At 35.4% G+C, this 18,663-nt stretch carries 12 protein-coding genes; 9 read left to right on the top strand and 3 right to left on the bottom strand.

The annotated features are described in order from the left end of the window. Positions 1-77: 77 nt before the first annotated feature. Positions 78-2,807, bottom strand: coding sequence for a pyruvate, phosphate dikinase (ppdK, locus tag EV196_RS14480; RefSeq protein WP_132218489.1), 2,730 nt, complete (start codon positions 2,805-2,807; stop codon positions 78-80). A 206-nt stretch (positions 2,808-3,013) separates the two neighbouring features. Between ppdK and EV196_RS14475 the strand changes: the two genes are divergently transcribed. The 9 genes from EV196_RS14475 to EV196_RS14435 all read left to right on the top strand — a co-directional run bounded on the left by EV196_RS14475 (position 3,014) and on the right by EV196_RS14435 (position 15,143). Further along, a complete protein-coding gene (locus tag EV196_RS14475; protein WP_132218640.1) occupies positions 3,014-4,783 on the top strand; it encodes an AMP-dependent synthetase/ligase in 1,770 nt (589 codons plus the stop codon). Between the two features lie 106 nt (positions 4,784-4,889). Beyond that, the gene (locus EV196_RS14470; protein WP_132218488.1) at positions 4,890-5,336 is read left to right on the top strand and encodes a MarR family winged helix-turn-helix transcriptional regulator; all 447 of its coding nucleotides are present in this window, start codon (positions 4,890-4,892) and stop codon (positions 5,334-5,336) included. A 6-nt stretch (positions 5,337-5,342) separates the two neighbouring features. Next, positions 5,343-7,736, top strand: coding sequence for a 3-hydroxyacyl-CoA dehydrogenase/enoyl-CoA hydratase family protein (locus EV196_RS14465; RefSeq protein ID WP_132218487.1), 2,394 nt, complete (start codon positions 5,343-5,345; stop codon positions 7,734-7,736). A 115-nt stretch (positions 7,737-7,851) separates the two neighbouring features. After that, positions 7,852-9,042: an acetyl-CoA C-acyltransferase gene (locus EV196_RS14460; RefSeq protein WP_132218486.1), complete on the top strand. Its 1,191-nt coding sequence runs from the start codon at positions 7,852-7,854 to the stop codon at positions 9,040-9,042. Positions 9,043-9,178: 136 nt separating this feature from the next. Further along, on the top strand, positions 9,179-10,990 hold the full coding sequence (locus EV196_RS14455) for an acyl-CoA dehydrogenase family protein (RefSeq protein ID WP_132218485.1): 1,812 nt from the start codon (positions 9,179-9,181) through the stop codon (positions 10,988-10,990). Between the two features lie 98 nt (positions 10,991-11,088). After that, positions 11,089-11,559: a DUF6265 family protein gene (locus EV196_RS14450; protein WP_132218484.1), complete on the top strand. Its 471-nt coding sequence runs from the start codon at positions 11,089-11,091 to the stop codon at positions 11,557-11,559. Between the two features lie 2 nt (positions 11,560-11,561). Further along, a complete protein-coding gene (locus EV196_RS14445) occupies positions 11,562-12,893 on the top strand; it encodes a M28 family peptidase (RefSeq protein ID WP_132218483.1) in 1,332 nt (443 codons plus the stop codon). A gap of 27 nt (positions 12,894-12,920) precedes the next feature. Further along, entirely contained in the window at positions 12,921-14,564 is a 1,644-nt protein-coding gene (locus EV196_RS14440; protein ID WP_132218482.1) for a M1 family metallopeptidase, read from the top strand. A gap of 6 nt (positions 14,565-14,570) precedes the next feature. Beyond that, positions 14,571-15,143 (top strand): YdeI/OmpD-associated family protein, encoded by a 573-nt coding sequence (locus tag EV196_RS14435; protein WP_132218481.1) that lies wholly within the window; start codon positions 14,571-14,573, stop codon positions 15,141-15,143. Between the two features lie 15 nt (positions 15,144-15,158). On the opposite strand, the gene EV196_RS14430 is transcribed toward EV196_RS14435, so the two are convergent. Both EV196_RS14430 and EV196_RS14425 read right to left on the bottom strand, forming a co-directional pair. Then, entirely contained in the window at positions 15,159-16,439 is a 1,281-nt protein-coding gene (locus tag EV196_RS14430) for a glycosyltransferase (protein WP_132218480.1), read from the bottom strand. A 15-nt stretch (positions 16,440-16,454) separates the two neighbouring features. Beyond that, complete coding sequence (locus EV196_RS14425) at positions 16,455-18,542, bottom strand: HAD-IIB family hydrolase (RefSeq protein ID WP_132218479.1); 2,088 nt, start codon at positions 18,540-18,542, stop codon at positions 16,455-16,457. Positions 18,543-18,663 lie beyond the last annotated feature (121 nt).

Genomic DNA, 18,663 nt, shown 5'->3' with positions numbered 1-18,663 from the left:
CTATTAAAACAATTTGGTTTGCTAAACTGGATAATCAATTTAGCAAACCAAATATTACTGTAAAAAAAACTCAATAGTTACAAAGTTGCTTTTATAGCAGCTTGTGCCGATGCTAATCGAGCAATTGGGACTCTATAAGGTGAACAACTCACATAATTCAATCCTGTTCTATAACAGAATTCAACCGAACTTGGATCGCCACCATGTTCGCCGCAAATTCCAACTTTTAAATTAGGTTTTTCACTTCTTCCGAGTTGGGTAGCCATTTCAACTAATTGCCCCACCCCTTCCTGATCTAACACTTCAAAAGGATCGACTTTTAAAATGCCTTTTTCTATATAAATTGGCAAGAATTTACCAGCATCGTCTCTGGAATAACCAAATGCCATTTGTGTTAAATCGTTTGTTCCAAAGGAAAAGAAATCTGCATATTTAGCAATTTTATTGGCAATTAAAGCAGCTCTAGGAATTTCTATCATCGTGCCAATCAAAAACTCAATCCTGTCATTTCGTTCTTCAAAAACTTTATTAGCGGTTTCTCTAATAACGGCTTCTTGACTTTCAAATTCAGCAAGTGTACCAACTAAAGGCACCATGATTTCTGGTTTTGCAACAATACCTTTTTCTTTTAGATTTAAAGCAGCTTCAATAACAGCTCTTGTTTGCATTTCGGTAATTTCAGGATAGGTAATTCCTAATCTGCACCCTCTATGTCCCAACATAGGGTTGAATTCTTCCAATTCGGCGACTTTTATTTTTACGGCCTCTAAAGTTATGTGCATATCTTCTGCCAAACTACGTTGCGTTTCCAATTGATGCGGCACAAATTCATGCAATGGCGGATCTAATAAACGCACCGTAACTGGAAGCCCTTGCATGGCTTCAAAAATACCCTCAAAATCACTACGTTGCATGGGTAATAAATCTTCTAAAGCATGTTTTCTTCCTTTAACAGTATCTGCCAAAATCATTTCTCGCATGGCTTTAATACGGTCCACTTCAAAAAACATATGTTCTGTACGGGTTAATCCAATACCTTGAGCACCAAAACTTCGTGCTATTTTAGCATCTTTAGGAGTATCGGCATTTGTTCGAACTTGCATGGTCGCATATTTGTCTGATAATTTCATGATTTCAGCAAATTCACCACTCAATTCAGGCTCGCTAGTCGCCACTTTTCCTTCAATAATATTCCCTGTAGAACCGTTTAAGGAAATCCAATCACCTTCATGATATTCTTTGCCATCAACTTTTAAAGTTCTTGTCTTATAGTTAATTGTTAATGCTCCTGCACCAGAAATACAACATTTCCCCATACCACGAGCTACCACAGCCGCATGTGAGGTCATGCCACCTCGAGCGGTTAAAATACCTCTAGCGATGTTCATACCTTCCAAATCTTCAGGAGAAGTTTCAATACGTGTTAAAATGGTATATTTATATTTATTGGCTTCATCTGCAAAAAACACGAGTTGCCCCGTTGCCGCACCTGGTGATGCAGGTAACCCTTGTGCAATTACATTTGCTTTTTTTAAAGCTTTTGGGTCGAAAACAGGGTGTAATAACTCATCTAATTTACTCGGTTCGATACGTAAAAGCGCTTCTTTTTCAGAAATTAAACTTTGTTTAAACATATCCATGGCAATTTTAACCATGGCTGCACCTGTGCGTTTTCCGTTTCTGGTTTGTAAAATCCAAAGTTTACCATCTTGCATAGTAAACTCCATATCTTGCATATCTTTATAATGCTTTTCTAATTTTTCTTGATACCCATTTAACTCCTTAAAAATTTCTGGCATTAATTCTTCTAAAGAAGGGTAATTTTCAGCTCTTTCCGCTTCTTCAACTTTTGCTAATTCCGCCCAACGTAAAGACCCTAATTTTGTAATTTGCTGCGGTGTTCGTGTTCCTGCAACTACATCTTCACCTTGTGCGTTAATTAAATATTCACCGTTAAAAACATCTTCGCCTGTACCAGCATCCCTAGTAAAACAAACGCCTGTTCCCGAGTTGTCCCCCATATTTCCATAAACCATGGCCTGTACGTTTACAGCTGTTCCCCAATCTGCAGGATACCCATGCATGTTTCTATAATATACAGCTCTATCGCCATTCCAACTATTAAAAACAGCAATAACAGCGCCCCAAAGTTGTTCCCATGGATCGGTTGGAAAATCATGTCCTGTACGTTTTTTTACAGCGTCTTTAAAATCGTAAACCAGATCTTTTAAATCCTGAACAGAAAACTCAGTATCTAGTTTGATGCCGCGTTTATCTTTAAGGTGCTCCATAATTTCTTCAAAAGGATCGATATCTTCTTTCGATTCGGATTTCATTCCTAAAACAACATCACCATACATTTGAATAAAACGCCGATACGAATCCCATGCGAAACGCTCATTACCTGTTTTAGTTGCCAAACCTATAATAACATCATCATTTAAACCAAGATTTAAAACGGTATCCATCATTCCAGGCATAGACACTCTGGCACCCGAACGCACAGAAATTAACAATGGGTTGTCTTTATCTCCAAATTTACTTCCCATTAACGATTCAATATTGAAAATAGCTTCTTCAATTTCGGTTTTTATCAAATCGACGACTTTGTCTTTTCCTAATAAATTATATTCGGTACAAACTTCGGTCGTTATGGTAAATCCCGGCGGAACGGGAATACCAATGGCACTCATTTCAGCTAAATTCGCACCTTTGCCACCTAAAAGGTTTTTCATTTTGCTGTTTCCGTCTGCAAAATTATTACCGAACTTATAAACTCTTGTTTTTACTTCTTGTAAGACTTCCATAATATTAAATTTAATAGACATCAAATGCATGAATTTAGATACTTAAATCTGGTTTTTCAATGATTTATATCATATAACGATTTTATTTTTAGCATATTCGTAAAAAATAAATGTTACAAATAATAAAAAACTACTTTTTTATAGGCATATTTGAAAATCTCATTTATTTTCATAATTTGCATAACCAGAAACTTTCAAAAGAACAAATGGCAAATATTACTAGAATTTTTGATTTTCCTTATCACCAGTTAGAAGCTTACAATTTAAAGAAGGCTTTCTCAACCAAATATAATGGTGTTTGGAAATCAACATCTATACAAGAATTTATAGACCAAGCCAATGCTATAAGCAGAGGTTTATTACGATTGGGCATAAAACCAAACGATAAAATTGCCGTTATTTCTTCAACCAATAGAACCGAATGGAATATTTTGGATATTGGTGTATTACAAACCGGTGCACAAAACGTGCCTATTTATCCAACGATAGCTTCTGATGAGTATGAGTATATTCTAAATCATTCTGAATCTATTTATTGTTTTGTTTCCGATGTTGAAGTTCTTAAAAAATTAAACGCCATTAAGGGTAAAACCAACTTAATAAACGTTTATACTTTTGATGTTATTGAAGGCGAAAACCATTGGACCGATGTATTAAAACTAGGCGAAAACTCAAGTAACCAAGCAGAAGTTGAGACACGAAAAGAAGCTGTTAAACCTTCAGATCTGGCAACATTAATATACACCTCTGGTACCACAGGAAAACCAAAAGGCGTTATGCTTTCGCACAACAATCTAGTTTCAAACGTTTTAGACAGCGAAAAACGCGTGCCTTTTCATTATGGAAAATCAAAAGGATTAAGTTTTCTTCCCGTTTGCCACGTTTTTGAACGCATGATCCTGTACCTATATATATACTGCGGCGTAGAAGTTTATTTTGCAGAATCTATTGAAAAAATGAGCGACAACTTAAAAGAAGTCGGCCCTAACGTAATGACCGCTGTACCTCGTTTATATGAAAAAGTTTATGATAAAATAGTTGCAAAAGGCTCCGAATTAAAAGGCGTTAAAAAAATGCTTTTCTTTTGGGCATTAAATATAGGACTTCAATTTGAACCCTACGGCAAAAATGGCTGGTGGTATGAATTTCAACTAAAAATAGCCAGAAAACTTATTTTTAGTAAATGGCGCGATGGTTTGGGCGGTAATTTAGAAATTATGGTTTCTGGTAGTGCGGCGCTACAAGCCCGATTATCACGCGTATTTGCAGCAGCTGGCTTACCTATTATGGAAGGTTATGGACTTACAGAAACATCGCCTGTAATTTCGGTAAACGATATGCGAAATGGTGGTTTTAGAGTAGGAACCGTTGGGAAAATAATTGACAACGTGGAAGTTAAAATTGCTGAAGACGGAGAAATTCTTGTAAAAGGCCCCAACGTTATGCTAGGTTATTTTAAAGATGCTGAAAAAACAAAAGAAGTCATGACAGGTGAATACTTCCATACAGGTGATATTGGTGAATTTGATGTGGATGGCTTTTTGAAAATTACAGACCGTAAGAAGGAAATCTTTAAAACCTCTGGCGGAAAATATGTGGCTCCCGCCCTTATTGAAAACCAGTTTAAACAATCACGGTTTATAGAACAAATCATGGTTATTGGTGAAGGTGAAAAAATGCCCGCAGCTTTAATTCAGTTAAACTTTGAATTCGTTAAAAATTGGGCAAAAATACACCATGTGCCTTTTAATAACAGTAAAGATCTTATAACTAACCCACAATTGTTAGAACGTATTCAAAGCGAAATAGACAAAGCTAACACCAATTTCGGCAATTGGGAACAAATAAAAAAGTTTGAAATCACGCCCGATACTTGGACTGTAGAAGCAGGACACCTAACGCCTACCATGAAATTAAAACGCAAGGTTATTAAAGAAATATATGCAAGCCTTATAGAGAAAATTTACAGACCTTAATAAGGTTTTTAAATAAGAGCAAAACAAAAAAACATCATAAATTTTTTAAGCATATTATGCATGCATAATATATTTTCATATATTTGGAATTACCGACCAAAAAAATATGAAGGAAAGAACGATTGATTATATATTAAGAACCACATGGCTTGCTGTTCAAAAAATGTATAATGAAGAAGCTGCTAAATTTGAAACCACCATGGCAACTGGCTTTACATTATTAAGTATAGACCCAGAAAAAGGGACACCATCTACAGCATTAGGCCCAAAAATGGGCATGGAAGCCACCAGTTTATCAAGAATATTAAAAACCATGGAGCAAAAAGGTTTAATAGAACGCAAACCAAACCCAGATGATGGCAGAGGTGTTATTATTCATTTAACCGAATTTGGCCATGAAAAACGAGCGTATTCAAAAGAGCGTGTTGTCATCTTTAATGAAGCCATCAAAAAAAATGTTTCTGAGGAAAAATTAAAACATTTTTATGAAGTTTCCGATGTAATTGGCGACATGATATGTAACAAAAAAATATACAATCAAAACGACAAGTAATAAAAAATGAGCAAACGAAGAATAAAAAAAGTAGCCATTATTGGCTCTGGAATTATGGGTAGTGGTATTGCATGTCATTTCGCAAATATTGGCGTTGATGTGTTATTATTGGATATTGTACCTAGAGAATTAAACGATGCCGAAAAAGCAAAAGGTTTAACACTTGAAGATAAAGTGGTTAGAAATAGATTGGTAAATGATGCCTTGGCAGCCTCGTTAAAATCGAAACCTTCACCTATTTATCATATAGACTTTGCAAAACGCATTACTACGGGTAATTTAGAAGACGATATTGCCAAAGTAAAGGATGTAGATTGGATTATGGAGGTTGTTGTGGAACGACTCGATATCAAAAAAAGTGTTTTTGAAAAACTTGAAAAATATAGAACTCCCGGCACTTTAATAACTTCAAACACATCAGGAATTCCTATTCATTTTATGAGTGAAGGCCGCAGCGAAGATTTCCAAAAGCATTTCTGCGGAACACACTTTTTCAATCCAGCACGTTACTTAAAATTATTCGAAATCATTCCTGGCCCTAAAACATCACAAGAAGTTTTAGACTTTTTAAATGGTTATGGTGAACAATTCCTAGGAAAAACTTCTGTAGTAGCTAAAGATACACCGGCATTTATTGGAAACCGTATTGGCATTTTTGGTATTCAAAGTTTATTTCATCAAGTAAAAACTTTAGGGTTAACGGTTGAAGAAATTGATAAACTTACGGGTCCAGTGATTGGTCGTCCAAAATCGGCAACCTTTAGAACGGTTGATGTGGTTGGATTAGATACTTTGGTGCATGTGGCTAACGGCATCTATGAAAATTGCCCGAAAGATGAAGCTCATGAACTTTTCAAACTTCCAGATTTCATCAATAAAATGATGGAAAATAAATGGCTAGGAAGCAAAACAGGGCAAGGTTTTTACAAAAAAGAAGGTAAAGATATTTTAGCATTAGACTTGAATACTTTAGAATACCACCCATCAAAAAAAGCAAGTTTTGCAACTTTAGAATTAACAAAAACGGTTGACAAAGTCATCGATAGATTTAAAATTTTAGTTTCAGGAAAAGACAAAGCAGGTGATTTCTATAGGAAGAACTTCGCTTCTATGTTCGCCTATGTGTCTAATAGAATTCCTGAAATTACAGACGATTTATATAAAATAGATGATGCTATGAAAGCTGGATTTGGTTGGGAACATGGTCCTTTCCAAATTTGGGATGCTGTTGGTGTAGAAAAAGGCATCGAAATTATGAAAGCGGAAGGTTTGGAGCCTGCTGCTTGGGTGAACGAAATGATCGCTTCAGGAAACACGTCGTTCTACACTGTAAAAAACGGAGCAACATATTTTTATGATATTCCGAAGAAATCACAAGAAAAAATTCCTGGTCAAGATGCCTTCATTATTTTAGATAATATTCGAAAATCGAAAGAAGTATTTAAAAACTCAGGTGTTGTTATTGAAGATTTAGGAGATGGCATTATAAACTGCGAATTCCAATCTAAAATGAACACCATTGGAGGTGATGTTTTAGCGGGTTTAAACAAAGCTATTGATATTGCCGAAAAAGATTTTGCAGGTTTGGTTATTGGTAATCAAGCCGCCAATTTCTCAGTGGGTGCTAATATTGGTATGATCTTCATGATGGCTGTCGAGCAAGAATATGACGAATTGAATGCCGCCATCAAATATTTTCAAGATACGATGATGCGTATGCGTTATTCTGCAATTCCAACTATTTCCGCACCTCATGGTATGGCTCTGGGTGGTGGTTGCGAATTATCCATGCACGCCGATAAAGTAGTGGCAGCTGCCGAAACTTATATTGGTTTGGTTGAATTTGGAGTTGGCGTGATTCCTGGCGGAGGAGGTTCTAAAGAAATGGCTTTAAGAGCATCCGATTCTTTTAAAAAAGGCGATGTAGAATTAAATACGCTTCAAGAATACTTCCTAACTATCGGAATGGCAAAAGTAGCAACCTCAGCGTATGAAGCTTTTGATTTAGGACTACTTCAAAAAGGCAAAGATATTGTGGTGGTTAATAAGGACAGACAAATTGCTACTGCAAAAGCGCATGCTAAATTAATGGCGGAAGCTGGTTACACGCAACCTGTAAAACGTACCGATGTAAAAGTACTTGGTAAGCAAGCCTTAGGTATGTTTTTAGTGGGTACGGATTCTATGGAAGCTTCAAAATTTATTAGCGAACACGACCATAAAATAGCAAACAAACTGGCTTACGTTATGGCTGGAGGTGATTTATCGGAACCAACTCTTGTAAGCGAACAGTATTTGTTGGATCTAGAACGAGAAGCTTTTTTAAGTTTATGCACAGAGCGTAAAACTTTAGAGCGTATTCAACACATGTTGAAAACAGGGAAACCGTTAAGAAATTAATAGCCCCACCTAACCTCCCCTTTGGGGAGGAATTTGGAAACTAAAAAATAAATGTATAACTAAAAATATACCCGTAATAGTCCCCTCTCCTTTGGAGAGGGCTAGGGAGAGGCTTATGAAACAAGCATATATAGTAAAAGCATACAGAACAGCCGTTGGTAAAGCACCAAAAGGTGTCTTTCGTTTTAAACGTGCCGATGAGTTGGGTGCTGAAACCATCCAACACATGATGAAAGAATTGCCGAATTTGGATGTAAAACGCATTGACGATGTTATGGTTGGTAACGCCATGCCTGAAGGTGCACAAGGTTTAAATATGGCACGATTTATCTCATTAATTGGCTTAAATAGTGTGGATGTTCCAGGTGTTACCGTAAACCGTTTTTGTTCTTCAGGAATTGAAACCATAGCTATTGCTACTGCAAAAATCCAATCAGGAATGGCAGATTGTATCATTGCTGGTGGTGCAGAAAGTATGAGTTCGGTGCCTATGACGGGGTTTAAACCAGAATTAAATTATAGCACCGTTAAAGCGGGTCATGAAGATTATTATTGGGGCATGGGAAATACAGCTGAAGCAGTTGCTAACCAATTTAAGGTATCGCGTGAAGACCAAGATGAATTTGCTTTTAATTCACACATGAAAGCATTAAAAGCACAAGCTGAAAACAGGTTTCAAGATCAAATTGTGCCAATAAATGTAGAACAAGTTTATATTGATGCCAACGGAAAAAAAGCAATTAAATCTTATACCGTAACAAAAGATGAAGGTCCACGTGCTGGGACAAGTCTGGAAGCCTTAGCTAAACTTAGGCCTGTATTCGCTGCGAATGGAAGCGTAACAGCAGGAAATTCATCACAAATGAGTGATGGTGCTGCGTTTGTAATGATTATGAGTGAAGACATGGTTAAAGAGTTAAACCTAGAACCTATAGCTCGTTTGGTAAATTATGCCGCTGCAGGTGTAGAACCTCGTATTATGGGAATCGGCCCCGTAAAAGCCATTCCAAAAGCATTAAAACTAGCAGGTTTAAAACAATCTGATTTAGAATTAATTGAATTGAACGAGGCATTTGCATCACAATCGTTAGCAGTAATAAGAGAATTAAATCTCAACCCAGATATTGTAAATGTAAATGGTGGTGCTATTGCATTGGGACATCCTCTTGGATGCACGGGTGCAAAACTTTCGGTACAATTGTTTGATGAAATGCGTAAACGCAATATGAAGGGAAAATATGGTGCAGTTACCATGTGTGTAGGAACAGGCCAAGGCGCTTGTGGAATTTTTGAATTTCTTAATTAAAAGCCCCTCCTAACCTCCCCAAAGGAGAGGAACGATTGAAAACAATAAAACTAAACTAATAAAAAATGATTTCAAGTTTTAAATCTAGACTAAACAGTCTTGAATCCTGATTCTTGAATCTATAAATTCAAAAAATATGGAATCAACAGAAAAAGACATTTTAAGAGGTGGTAAATTCTTGGTTAAAGAAACAAACTGTGAAGATATATTCACACCTGAAGATTTTTCTGAGGAACAATTAATGATGAAAGAAGCTGTCACAGAATTTGTAGACAGAGAAATTTGGCCAAATAAACCACGTTTTGAAGCAAAAGATTATGCTTTAACAGAATCTTGCATGCGAAAAGCTGGTGAAATGGGATTTTTAAGCATTTCCGTACCAACAGAATATGGTGGTATGGGTATGGGCTTTGTAGATACTATGTTAGTTTGCGATTATATTTCGGGTGCTACAGGTTCGTTTAGTACTGCTTTTGGTGCGCATACGGGTATTGGCACATTGCCTATAACATTATATGGTACAGAAGAACAAAAACAAAAATACATTCCAAAATTAGCAACAGGTGAATGGTTCGGCTCATATTGTTTAACAGAACCAAGTGCTGGTAGTGATGCCAATTCTGGTAAAACAAAAGCTGTTTTATCTGCCGATGGAAAATCGTATAGTATTACCGGACAAAAAATGTGGATTTCCAATGCAGGCTTTTGTAGTTTAATGATTGTGTTTGCCCGCATTGAAGATGATAAAAACATTACAGGTTTTATTATTGAATACGATAAAAACAACCCGAATGGCATTACCATGGGTGAAGAAGAACACAAACTAGGTATCCGAGCCTCTTCAACCAGACAAGTATTTTTTAATGATACTGTAGTTCCAGTTGAAAATATGCTTTCTACCAGAGGTAATGGTTTTAAAATCGCTATGAATGCCTTAAATGTTGGTAGAATAAAATTAGCAGCCGCTTGTTTAGATGCCCAACGTCGTGTTATAACCGAATCGGTAAAATATGCTAACGAGCGTATTCAATTTAACACGCCTATTGCAAGTTTTGGTGCGATTCGTCAAAAAATAGCTGAAATGGCTACTAACTGTTGGGTTGGGGAAGCTGCAAGTTATCGTGCCGCAAAAAACATTGAAGACCGTATTATTCTTCGTCAACAAAACGGAAAAGACACGCATCAAGAAGCTGAATTAAAAGGCGTTGAAGAATATGCAATTGAATGTTCTATTTTAAAAGTAGCCGTTTCAGAATATACCCAAAAATGTACCGATGAAGGTATTCAAATTTTTGGCGGCATGGGGTTCTCTGAAGAAACTCCTATTGAATCTGCTTGGAGAGATGCCCGTATTGCCAGAATTTATGAAGGCACTAACGAAATAAACCGTATGCTAAGTATTGGCATGCTTATTAAAAAAGCGATGAAAGGCCATGTGGATTTACTAGGTCCTGCAACTGCTGTAGCCAACGAATTAACTGGAATTCCTTCATTTGATACACCAGATTTTTCAGAATTATTTTCAGAAGAAAAAAGCATCATAGCCAATCTTAAAAAATTATTCTTAATGGTTGCAGGTGCTGCATTACAGAAATATGGCGAAAAAATAGAAGAAGAACAACAACTTATGTTAGCGGCTTCCGATATATTAATTCAAGTATATATAGCAGAATCTGCCATTTTACGAGCTGAAAAAATAGCCAAAAAAGATGGTGAGGACAAAGCTAAAGAACAAATAGCTATGGCAAAATTAAACCTTTTCCATGCGATCGATGTTATTGAAACCGCTGGAAAACACTCTATTATTTCATTCTCAACGGGCGACGAACAACGTATGATGCTTATGGGCTTAAAACGCTATATTAAATACGTAAACATGCCAAATATTATTGAATTAAGAAACATCATAGCTTCTAAAGTTATTAAAGAAAATAAATATTGTTTTTAAAGCAAATTAACTAGTGACTAACTCAATTCTTAAAGCGTTTCAGAATATATTTTTTGAAGCGCTTTTTTATTTTAAGTATTTTAGTAAAAAATAATAAAATGAAAAAAACAATTTGTATTCTATTACTCCTATGCTCTGCCTCCAACTTTGCACAAAACGAACACATAATTGAACCTAAATTAGAAAATATTTCTTGGATTTCTGGCAACTGGAAAGGTGAAGCTTTTGGCGGGGTAACCGAAGAAAATTGGAGTGAACCTTCTGGAGATTCGATGATGGCGAACTTCAAATTAATTGTAGATAATAAAGTCGCTTTTTATGAAATTGAAATTATTCGCGAAGTTGAAAACACTTTAATTCTTCAACTAAAACATTTTAATAATGATTTAAAAGGTTGGGAAACCAAAGATGAGACTATCGACTTTCCATTAAAAGAAATTACGCCATCCAAAGTTGTTTTTGAAGGTGTGATTTTTGAAAAAATTAATGAAAATGAAATGAATATTTATGTTGATATTCATGACGAAAAGGGCAATATCGAAACCGTGAAATTCAATTATAAAAAGTAAATATGAAATTTTTAAGCCTTATAATTTCATCATTAACATCTACCATTTTATTCGCTCAAACCCCTGAAATTGTTTATACTATTATAGATTCTATTTCAGAGAAACGCATAGAAAACGACGTTCAAACACTCGTTAATTTTGGCACCAGAAATACTTTTAGCGATACCCTATCAAATACCAGAGGTATAGGTGCTGCGAGACGCTGGATTAAATCTGAATTTGAATCCATTTCCAACAACTGCGATAATTGTTTAAATGTCTTTTATCAAAAAGATTTTGTAACGAAAAAAGGGAATAATCGAGTTCCTCATGATGCTTGGGTGGTTAATGTTGTTGCTATTCAAAAAGGAACAAAAAACCCAAACAACTATATAATAATGAGTGGCGACATAGATTCACGTGCCAGTGACACCATGGATTTTACCACAGATGCGCCTGGTGCTAACGACAATGCTTCTGGCATGGCAGGAACAATAGAAGCTGCCCGAGTTTTATCTAATTACAAATTTGAAAACAGCATTATTTATGTCGGTCTTTCTGGCGAAGAACAAGGGCTTTTTGGTGGTGCAGGTCTTGCTGCTTATGCAAAAAAACAGGGTTGGAACATCATAGGTATTTTTAATAACGATATGATTGGCAATATTGAAGGCGTTGATGGGGTAATTGATAATAGAACTTTTAGAATTTTTTCGGAACCCGTACCCGCAAATGAAACTGAAAAAGAACGCAATGCACGCCGTTTTTATGGCGGTGAAGTGGATGGAATTTCAAGACAATTGGCACGATACATTCATAAAACCACAAAAATTTATATGCCAGAAATGAACCCAATGATGGTTTATAGATTGGATCGATTTGGTCGTGGCGGACACCACCGCCCGTTTAACGATTTGGGTTTTGCAGGCATAAGAATTATGGAAGCTCATGAAAATTATAACCAACAACACCAAAATATTCGTGAAGAAGATGGCATAAAATATGGCGATGTTATTGAACACGTCAATTTTAATTATGCTAAAAAATTAATAACTGTAAATGCTATTAACTTAGCAAGTTTAGCATGGGCACCACTTCCTCCAAAAAATGTAGCAATTGGGGGTATCGTGGAAGCTTCGGTTAAATTTAAATGGGATCAAGTTGATAATGCAAAAGGTTACAAAATTTATTGGAGAGATACCACCTCTCCTACTTGGGATTACAGCCGTTATATAGAAAACACAACCGAATTCACCCTTGATGGCATTGTAATTGATAATTTCTTTTTTGGCATTGCTTCCGTTGGAGAAAATGGCTTTGAAAGTGTTGTAACTTTCCCAAACAGCATATTAAAATAAGGTTTTAATTAACTTCAAAATAAATTTATGACACATCGTTTTTATATATCTATCTTTCTTTTTTTATTTTCGATAATTACAGTACAGGCACAACTACTTTCAGAAAAAGGTAATTTCAGCAGACAAGATACTCTAAGAGGAAGTATTACGCCAGAACGCGCTTGGTGGGATTTAACCTATTATCATCTAGACATTAAGGTGAACCCAGACGAAAAATTCATTTCTGGAAAAAACACCATTCAATATAAAGTATTGGAAACTAATTCTGTGATGCAAATTGATTTACAGTCGCCTTTAAAAATCACAAAAGTGATACAAGACGGTGTAGATTTAGAAATCAAAGATGATGGCAATGCTCATTTCATAACCCTAGTAAAACCTCAAATTATAAACGAAATCAACAGTATTGAAGTTTATTATGAAGGCAACCCGAAAGAGGCCGTTAATGCACCTTGGGATGGTGGCATCTCTTGGAAAAAAGACAAAAATGACAATCATTTTATAGCTTCTTCTTGCCAAGGTTTAGGTGCAAGTGTCTGGTGGCCATGTAAAGACCATATGTATGATGAAGTTGATAGCATGAAAATAAGTGTAAATGTTCCCGATAAATTAATGAATGTATCTAATGGAAGATTACAATTAGTTGAACAAATAGGAGACACAAAAACGTACCATTGGGTTGTAAAAAACCCCATAAACAATTATGGTGTTAATATAAATATTGGTGATTATGCCCATTTCTCTGAAGTTTATGATGGTATGGCAGGAAACCTTGACATGGATTATTATGTACTAAAAGATAATATTGATGTTGCTAAAGAGCACTTTAAAGATGCTCCAAAAATGATGAAAGCGTTTGAGCATTGGTTTGGGCAATACCCCTTTTATAAAGATGGATATAAACTAGTTGAAGTTCCTTATTTAGGCATGGAGCACCAAAGTTCTGTAACCTACGGAAATGAATACATGAATGGATATTTGGGCAGAGATTTATCTGGAACTGGCTGGGGTTTAAAATTCGATTTCATTATTATACATGAATCTGGACACGAATGGTTTGCAAACAATATAACCAATAAAGATGTTGCCGATATGTGGATTCATGAAAGCTTTACATGCTATTCCGAAAGCTTATTTTTAGATTATTACTATGGCAAACAAGCTGCTTCAGAATACGTTATTGGACTAAGGAAAAACATTAAAAACGACAAACCTATTATTGGACATTATAATGTAAATAGTGAAGGCTCTGGCGATATGTATTACAAAGGAGCCAATATGCTACATACCCTGAGACAACTTATTAAAGATGATGAAAAATGGAGACAACTTCTTCGAAAAATGAACCTAACCTTTTATCATCAAACAGTAACCACACAACAAATAGAAGATTATGTTAGCAAAGAATCTGGCATCGATTTAAAAGCATTTTTTAATCAATATTTAAGAACTACCAAAATTCCAACTTTAGAATATTCTATAAAAAACAAAGAATTACAATATCGATGGACAGACGTTGTGGATAATTTTGATATGCCCATTCAAGTCACTATCGATGGTAAAGAAGTATGGCTACACCCTACAACCAATTGGAAAATTGAAGTATTAGAAACAAAAAATCCTTCTTTTGAAATAGATGTAGACTTTTACATAGAATCTAAAAAACTTTAATTTCTTTTGAAACACCTCGAATTATATTTTAAAACAAATAAAGAATGGCGGGATTGGTTGCACAAAAACCATCATCTACATCATGGTGTTTATCTCATATTTTATAAAGTAGAACATGAAAATGATTCTATGCGTTGGGAAGAAGCCGTTAAAGTGGCTTTATGTTATGGCTGGATAGATTCTACAGTGAAAAGTTTAGGCGATGGTAAAAGACGCCAATATTTTACGCCACGAAATGAAAAAAGTGTTTGGAGTGCTTTGAATAAACAATACATTGAAGCATTAATTGCTGAAAATTTAATGCATGAAAGTGGTCTTAAAAAAATTGAAATAGGAAAACAAAATGGTAGTTGGACCGCTTTAGATGCTGTTGAAAAAGGTATTATCCCTGAAGATTTACAAATGGAATTTAACAAAAATTCCATAGCTTTTGATAATTATCAAAATTTTGCTCCTTCATATAGAAAAAGCTATTTATATTGGTTAAACCAAGCAAAACGGGAAGACACCAGAAAAAAGCGCATAACCGAAATTATTCAATTATGCGCTAATAATATTAAAGGCAGAGACAGTCGTTAAACTGAAACTATTTATCTAATTTGTATAAATATTCGATTCCATCGATTGTTGATTGATAGAACTTGCAAATATTTTAAGTATACGTTTTGCGATACCTGTCCATCCAAAGTTTCGGCGTGCAAAACGAGCACCTTCTACCGATAACTCGTTACGTAATTTCGGGTATAAAAGTGGCATAGACATCATTGTACCAAATTCAATAGGACGGTGAGGATCGGCAAACAAAGCCTGATTTCCAAAATCAATTAAATCATACAACCCACCATGAACAGTTACTACACTGGGTGTGCCACAGGCCATGGCTTCAATAGCAACCATTCCAAAAGGCTCGTACCTTGATGGCATGGCGAAAATATTAGCAGAACGATACACGTTTGCCAAATCTTCATCTGCAATATAATTTTTCCATTTTATTTTATCCAACACACCTAATTCACCTGCTAATGTTTTAAGTTTTTCAATACCTAAATTATCCTGTTCAGAATCGCCTCCTATAGCAGCTACCAAACGCGCTTCTGGGCATAATTCCAATACGGTAGGTAAAGCTTGCAAAAGCAAATCGTACCCTTTATTGTGTGCCATACGCCCCAGGGCAAGAATATCATTTGGGTGAATGTCATATTTTGAACGTACCTTATCGTTTTCTTTTGAAGGCACCGGATAAAAACGATTTTCATCAATACCAGGTGGAATCATACCACAATTTCGTGGCAATACATCATATTGCTTTGTTAATAAATCTACTTGTGGTAAGGTTGTAGCTATGACGAAATTGCACATTTGATAAACGAAATATTCTTTTCGAATACGTTCTTTAAACCTGTAGGTTTTTTCCATTTCCACTTCATCCATATCACTTCCCATACTATGGCGTTTCCACCAACCAAGTGAATGTGGCGTATGCACATGAGATATACCAAGCTCTTCGGCAATTTTTTGTCCTGCCCAACCTGCATCCCAATAATGGGTATAAACAATATCGTATTTCTTATTTTCTTTTTTTATAGCTGCTAAGGTATTCGTAACAAACTTCTTTAGATGATCGTGCATATCTTCTTTACGGATAAACTTTTTTCCTCCGAAAGGAATACGCCATACACTATAATTTTCATCTACCACATCGTATTCTGGTTGATCTTCAAATTGACGCGTCACTAAATCTACCTTTTTTCCTAATCGGCTAAAACGTTCTGCAAGTTCTAAAACATAAACCACTTGCCCTCCAGTATCTGGTTTTCCTAATTCAGCATTCGCACCTACATATCCATGTAAAGAGATCATTAATATCGATTTCATATTTTTAAGTTTTAGTTATTTTTTAATTATTTTTAAATCATGACAAGCAGAAATATATTGTGCTGCCGACCAAGCTTGATATGCTTTTCCCATGGCTCTGCCCGTTGTACCATGTGCCCATTCTGTAAATTCCCATTCATCCGTTAAACCTTGTTTATTTATTAGTGCAAGTTTATGCAGCTCTGATATAGCCATATCTTTTAGTCCTAATTTATTGATGTACTTCACCCAAAAACCACCAACAAAAGGCCAAATACCACCATTATGGTAATGATTAGGTAAGTTTAACAAATTCACTGTGTAATACGGTTTCCAATCTGGATCGCCTGGAGACACTACAGGGTATACATTAGAAACAGGAAAAGGTTCATTAACACCAACACCTAACATGAATTTAAGGGTTTGATGTGCTTTTTCAGAATCGATAGCCCCTTGTAAAAAAGCCAATACATTTCCAAACACATCACAGCGCCAACTAAAATCGAAAGGCGTTGTTTGTGCTATTAAATAAGGTGTATCTCCTAAAGTAAATTGACGTTCTGCGAAAGAAACTCCAGAAAATAATTTTTGCTGTGTCGATGGCCAAAAATTCTGTAATATTTCCTTCTTTATAACCTGAGACCATCTGATATTTTCTCCAGCTTGCTCGTAATCACCTAACATTTCCAACATACGCCCGAAGCATACATTGGCACGATACCAAAGTATTTCATCATAAAGGATGTTATAACTACCACCAAATAAATCGGTCCAATCACCAGCCTCTGGTATTTCCAATAATGCATCGTTATTACTATCATGCGCACCAATCCAGCGCATGGTTTCTTTAATATCTGAAATATATTTTCTAAGGAATTTAATATCTTTAGTTACATGAACATATTCATAAAAGGCGATAACCACCCAAATACCACTATCTATGGAACAAATACCTCCCACTCCCGAATAATCTGGCACATTGTCTTTGATGCGTACATTGGATGGAATTTGTCCGTTTCTTGAAATATGCTCGAACAAAGTAACAAGGGTTTGACGTTGACATTTATGAATTTCCTCATCATGAATAAGTGGTAGGGAACCAATAACCGTTATGGCTCCATCTCTTGCCCAAACACTATGGTAATTTTCATCGGTACCATTTGGAACATTATCTATAATGGAGCAAGCTGAAAAACCCAGAGGGGTTATGTTCTTTTTTAATGCTTCAACAGCTTTGTCATATCCCTCACGAATTAAGACCTTTTTTTCCCCTTCATCTTCTTCTGCTATATTGCTTAATTCTTGCTTGATAAAAAAATCGTCTTTATGGTCTTTTTCACATGTTATGAGTGCATCTTCTGGCAATATGCCGTAATAAACCAGACCTTCAATAGTACCATCACCGTTTTCACCTTCAGCATGATACACCTTTCTGTATTTAGTAAATTTATAAAGTTCTTCATGCGCATTCGCTACTACAATACCATTGATATCATTTAAATCAAACATGGCGGAATCGTTTCCACTATCTCCAGCTACCAAAACATCATTTGTTGTTAATTCAAGTTTATTTAGTAACCATTGTAGTGCATTTCCCTTATTTGCCCATTTAGGAAGAATATCTAAAAATTTATTTCCAGAATAAACGACATTGATGTGCATGTTTGCCTTAACGAAATCTTGTTCTATGCTTTCGATAAGGTCTAAGGTTGCATCATGAAAAAAATAACTCCTCTTATAAGAATGCTGGAATTTTGATGGTTGTTCACTAATGGAATGGCTTGTATTTAGAATAACATCTTCTACAGCTTTTAAATCCCAACCATCATCAAGCACATCATTAAATTCTTTTAGAACTTGTTGGTTTTTATAATCGTAAATATGAGTTCCAACACCCGATATGATATAATCTGGTTTTGGCAAAATGCCTTTTTCAATTAAATTGAGTGTATCATCAATCAATCTACCTGTGTTATAAGTAAGCAATACATCTGTTTTATACTTGTATTTATTCCAAGTTTTAGTAAAGTTACTTTTTAGTGTATGAAAGTCTATTAAGGTATTATCAATATCGAAGGAAAGAAGTTTTATATTGTGCTTTTGATCGCTATTTTTTTTGTCCATATTAGGGATTAAGAAATTTTATTAAACATTTTGTGTTGCTGCAGGACGCTTTGAACACTCGAACTATATTCCCCAAGTTACAAAAAAAATAGGAACTGCTAAAAGCAGTTCCTATGTAAAA

Origin of the sequence: Mariniflexile fucanivorans, assembly GCF_004341235.1 — a bacterium.
In the GTDB taxonomy this organism is placed as follows: domain Bacteria; phylum Bacteroidota; class Bacteroidia; order Flavobacteriales; family Flavobacteriaceae; genus Mariniflexile; species Mariniflexile fucanivorans.
Note: the sequence above shows the minus strand (reverse complement) of the source record. Positions and strands in the feature narration are given on the sequence as shown.

Bases quoted from the DNA above. Each gene is read 5' to 3' on its own strand.
- EV196_RS14465 (WP_132218487.1), top strand. From the start codon at position 5,343: ATGAGCAAACGAAGAATAAAAAAAGTAGCCATTATTGGCTCTGGAATT.
- EV196_RS14470 (WP_132218488.1), top strand. From the start codon at position 4,890: ATGAAGGAAAGAACGATTGATTATATATTAAGAACCACATGGCTTGCT.
- EV196_RS14440 (WP_132218482.1), top strand. From the start codon at position 12,921: ATGACACATCGTTTTTATATATCTATCTTTCTTTTTTTATTTTCGATA.
- EV196_RS14430 (WP_132218480.1), bottom strand. From the start codon at position 16,439: ATGAAATCGATATTAATGATCTCTTTACATGGATATGTAGGTGCGAAT.
- EV196_RS14460 (WP_132218486.1), top strand. From the start codon at position 7,852: ATGAAACAAGCATATATAGTAAAAGCATACAGAACAGCCGTTGGTAAA.
- EV196_RS14455 (WP_132218485.1), top strand. From the start codon at position 9,179: ATGGAATCAACAGAAAAAGACATTTTAAGAGGTGGTAAATTCTTGGTT.
- EV196_RS14450 (WP_132218484.1), top strand. From the start codon at position 11,089: ATGAAAAAAACAATTTGTATTCTATTACTCCTATGCTCTGCCTCCAAC.
- EV196_RS14475 (WP_132218640.1), top strand. From the start codon at position 3,014: ATGGCAAATATTACTAGAATTTTTGATTTTCCTTATCACCAGTTAGAA.
- EV196_RS14445 (WP_132218483.1), top strand. From the start codon at position 11,562: ATGAAATTTTTAAGCCTTATAATTTCATCATTAACATCTACCATTTTA.
- ppdK (WP_132218489.1), bottom strand. From the start codon at position 2,807: ATGGAAGTCTTACAAGAAGTAAAAACAAGAGTTTATAAGTTCGGTAAT.
- EV196_RS14425 (WP_132218479.1), bottom strand. From the start codon at position 18,542: ATGGACAAAAAAAATAGCGATCAAAAGCACAATATAAAACTTCTTTCC.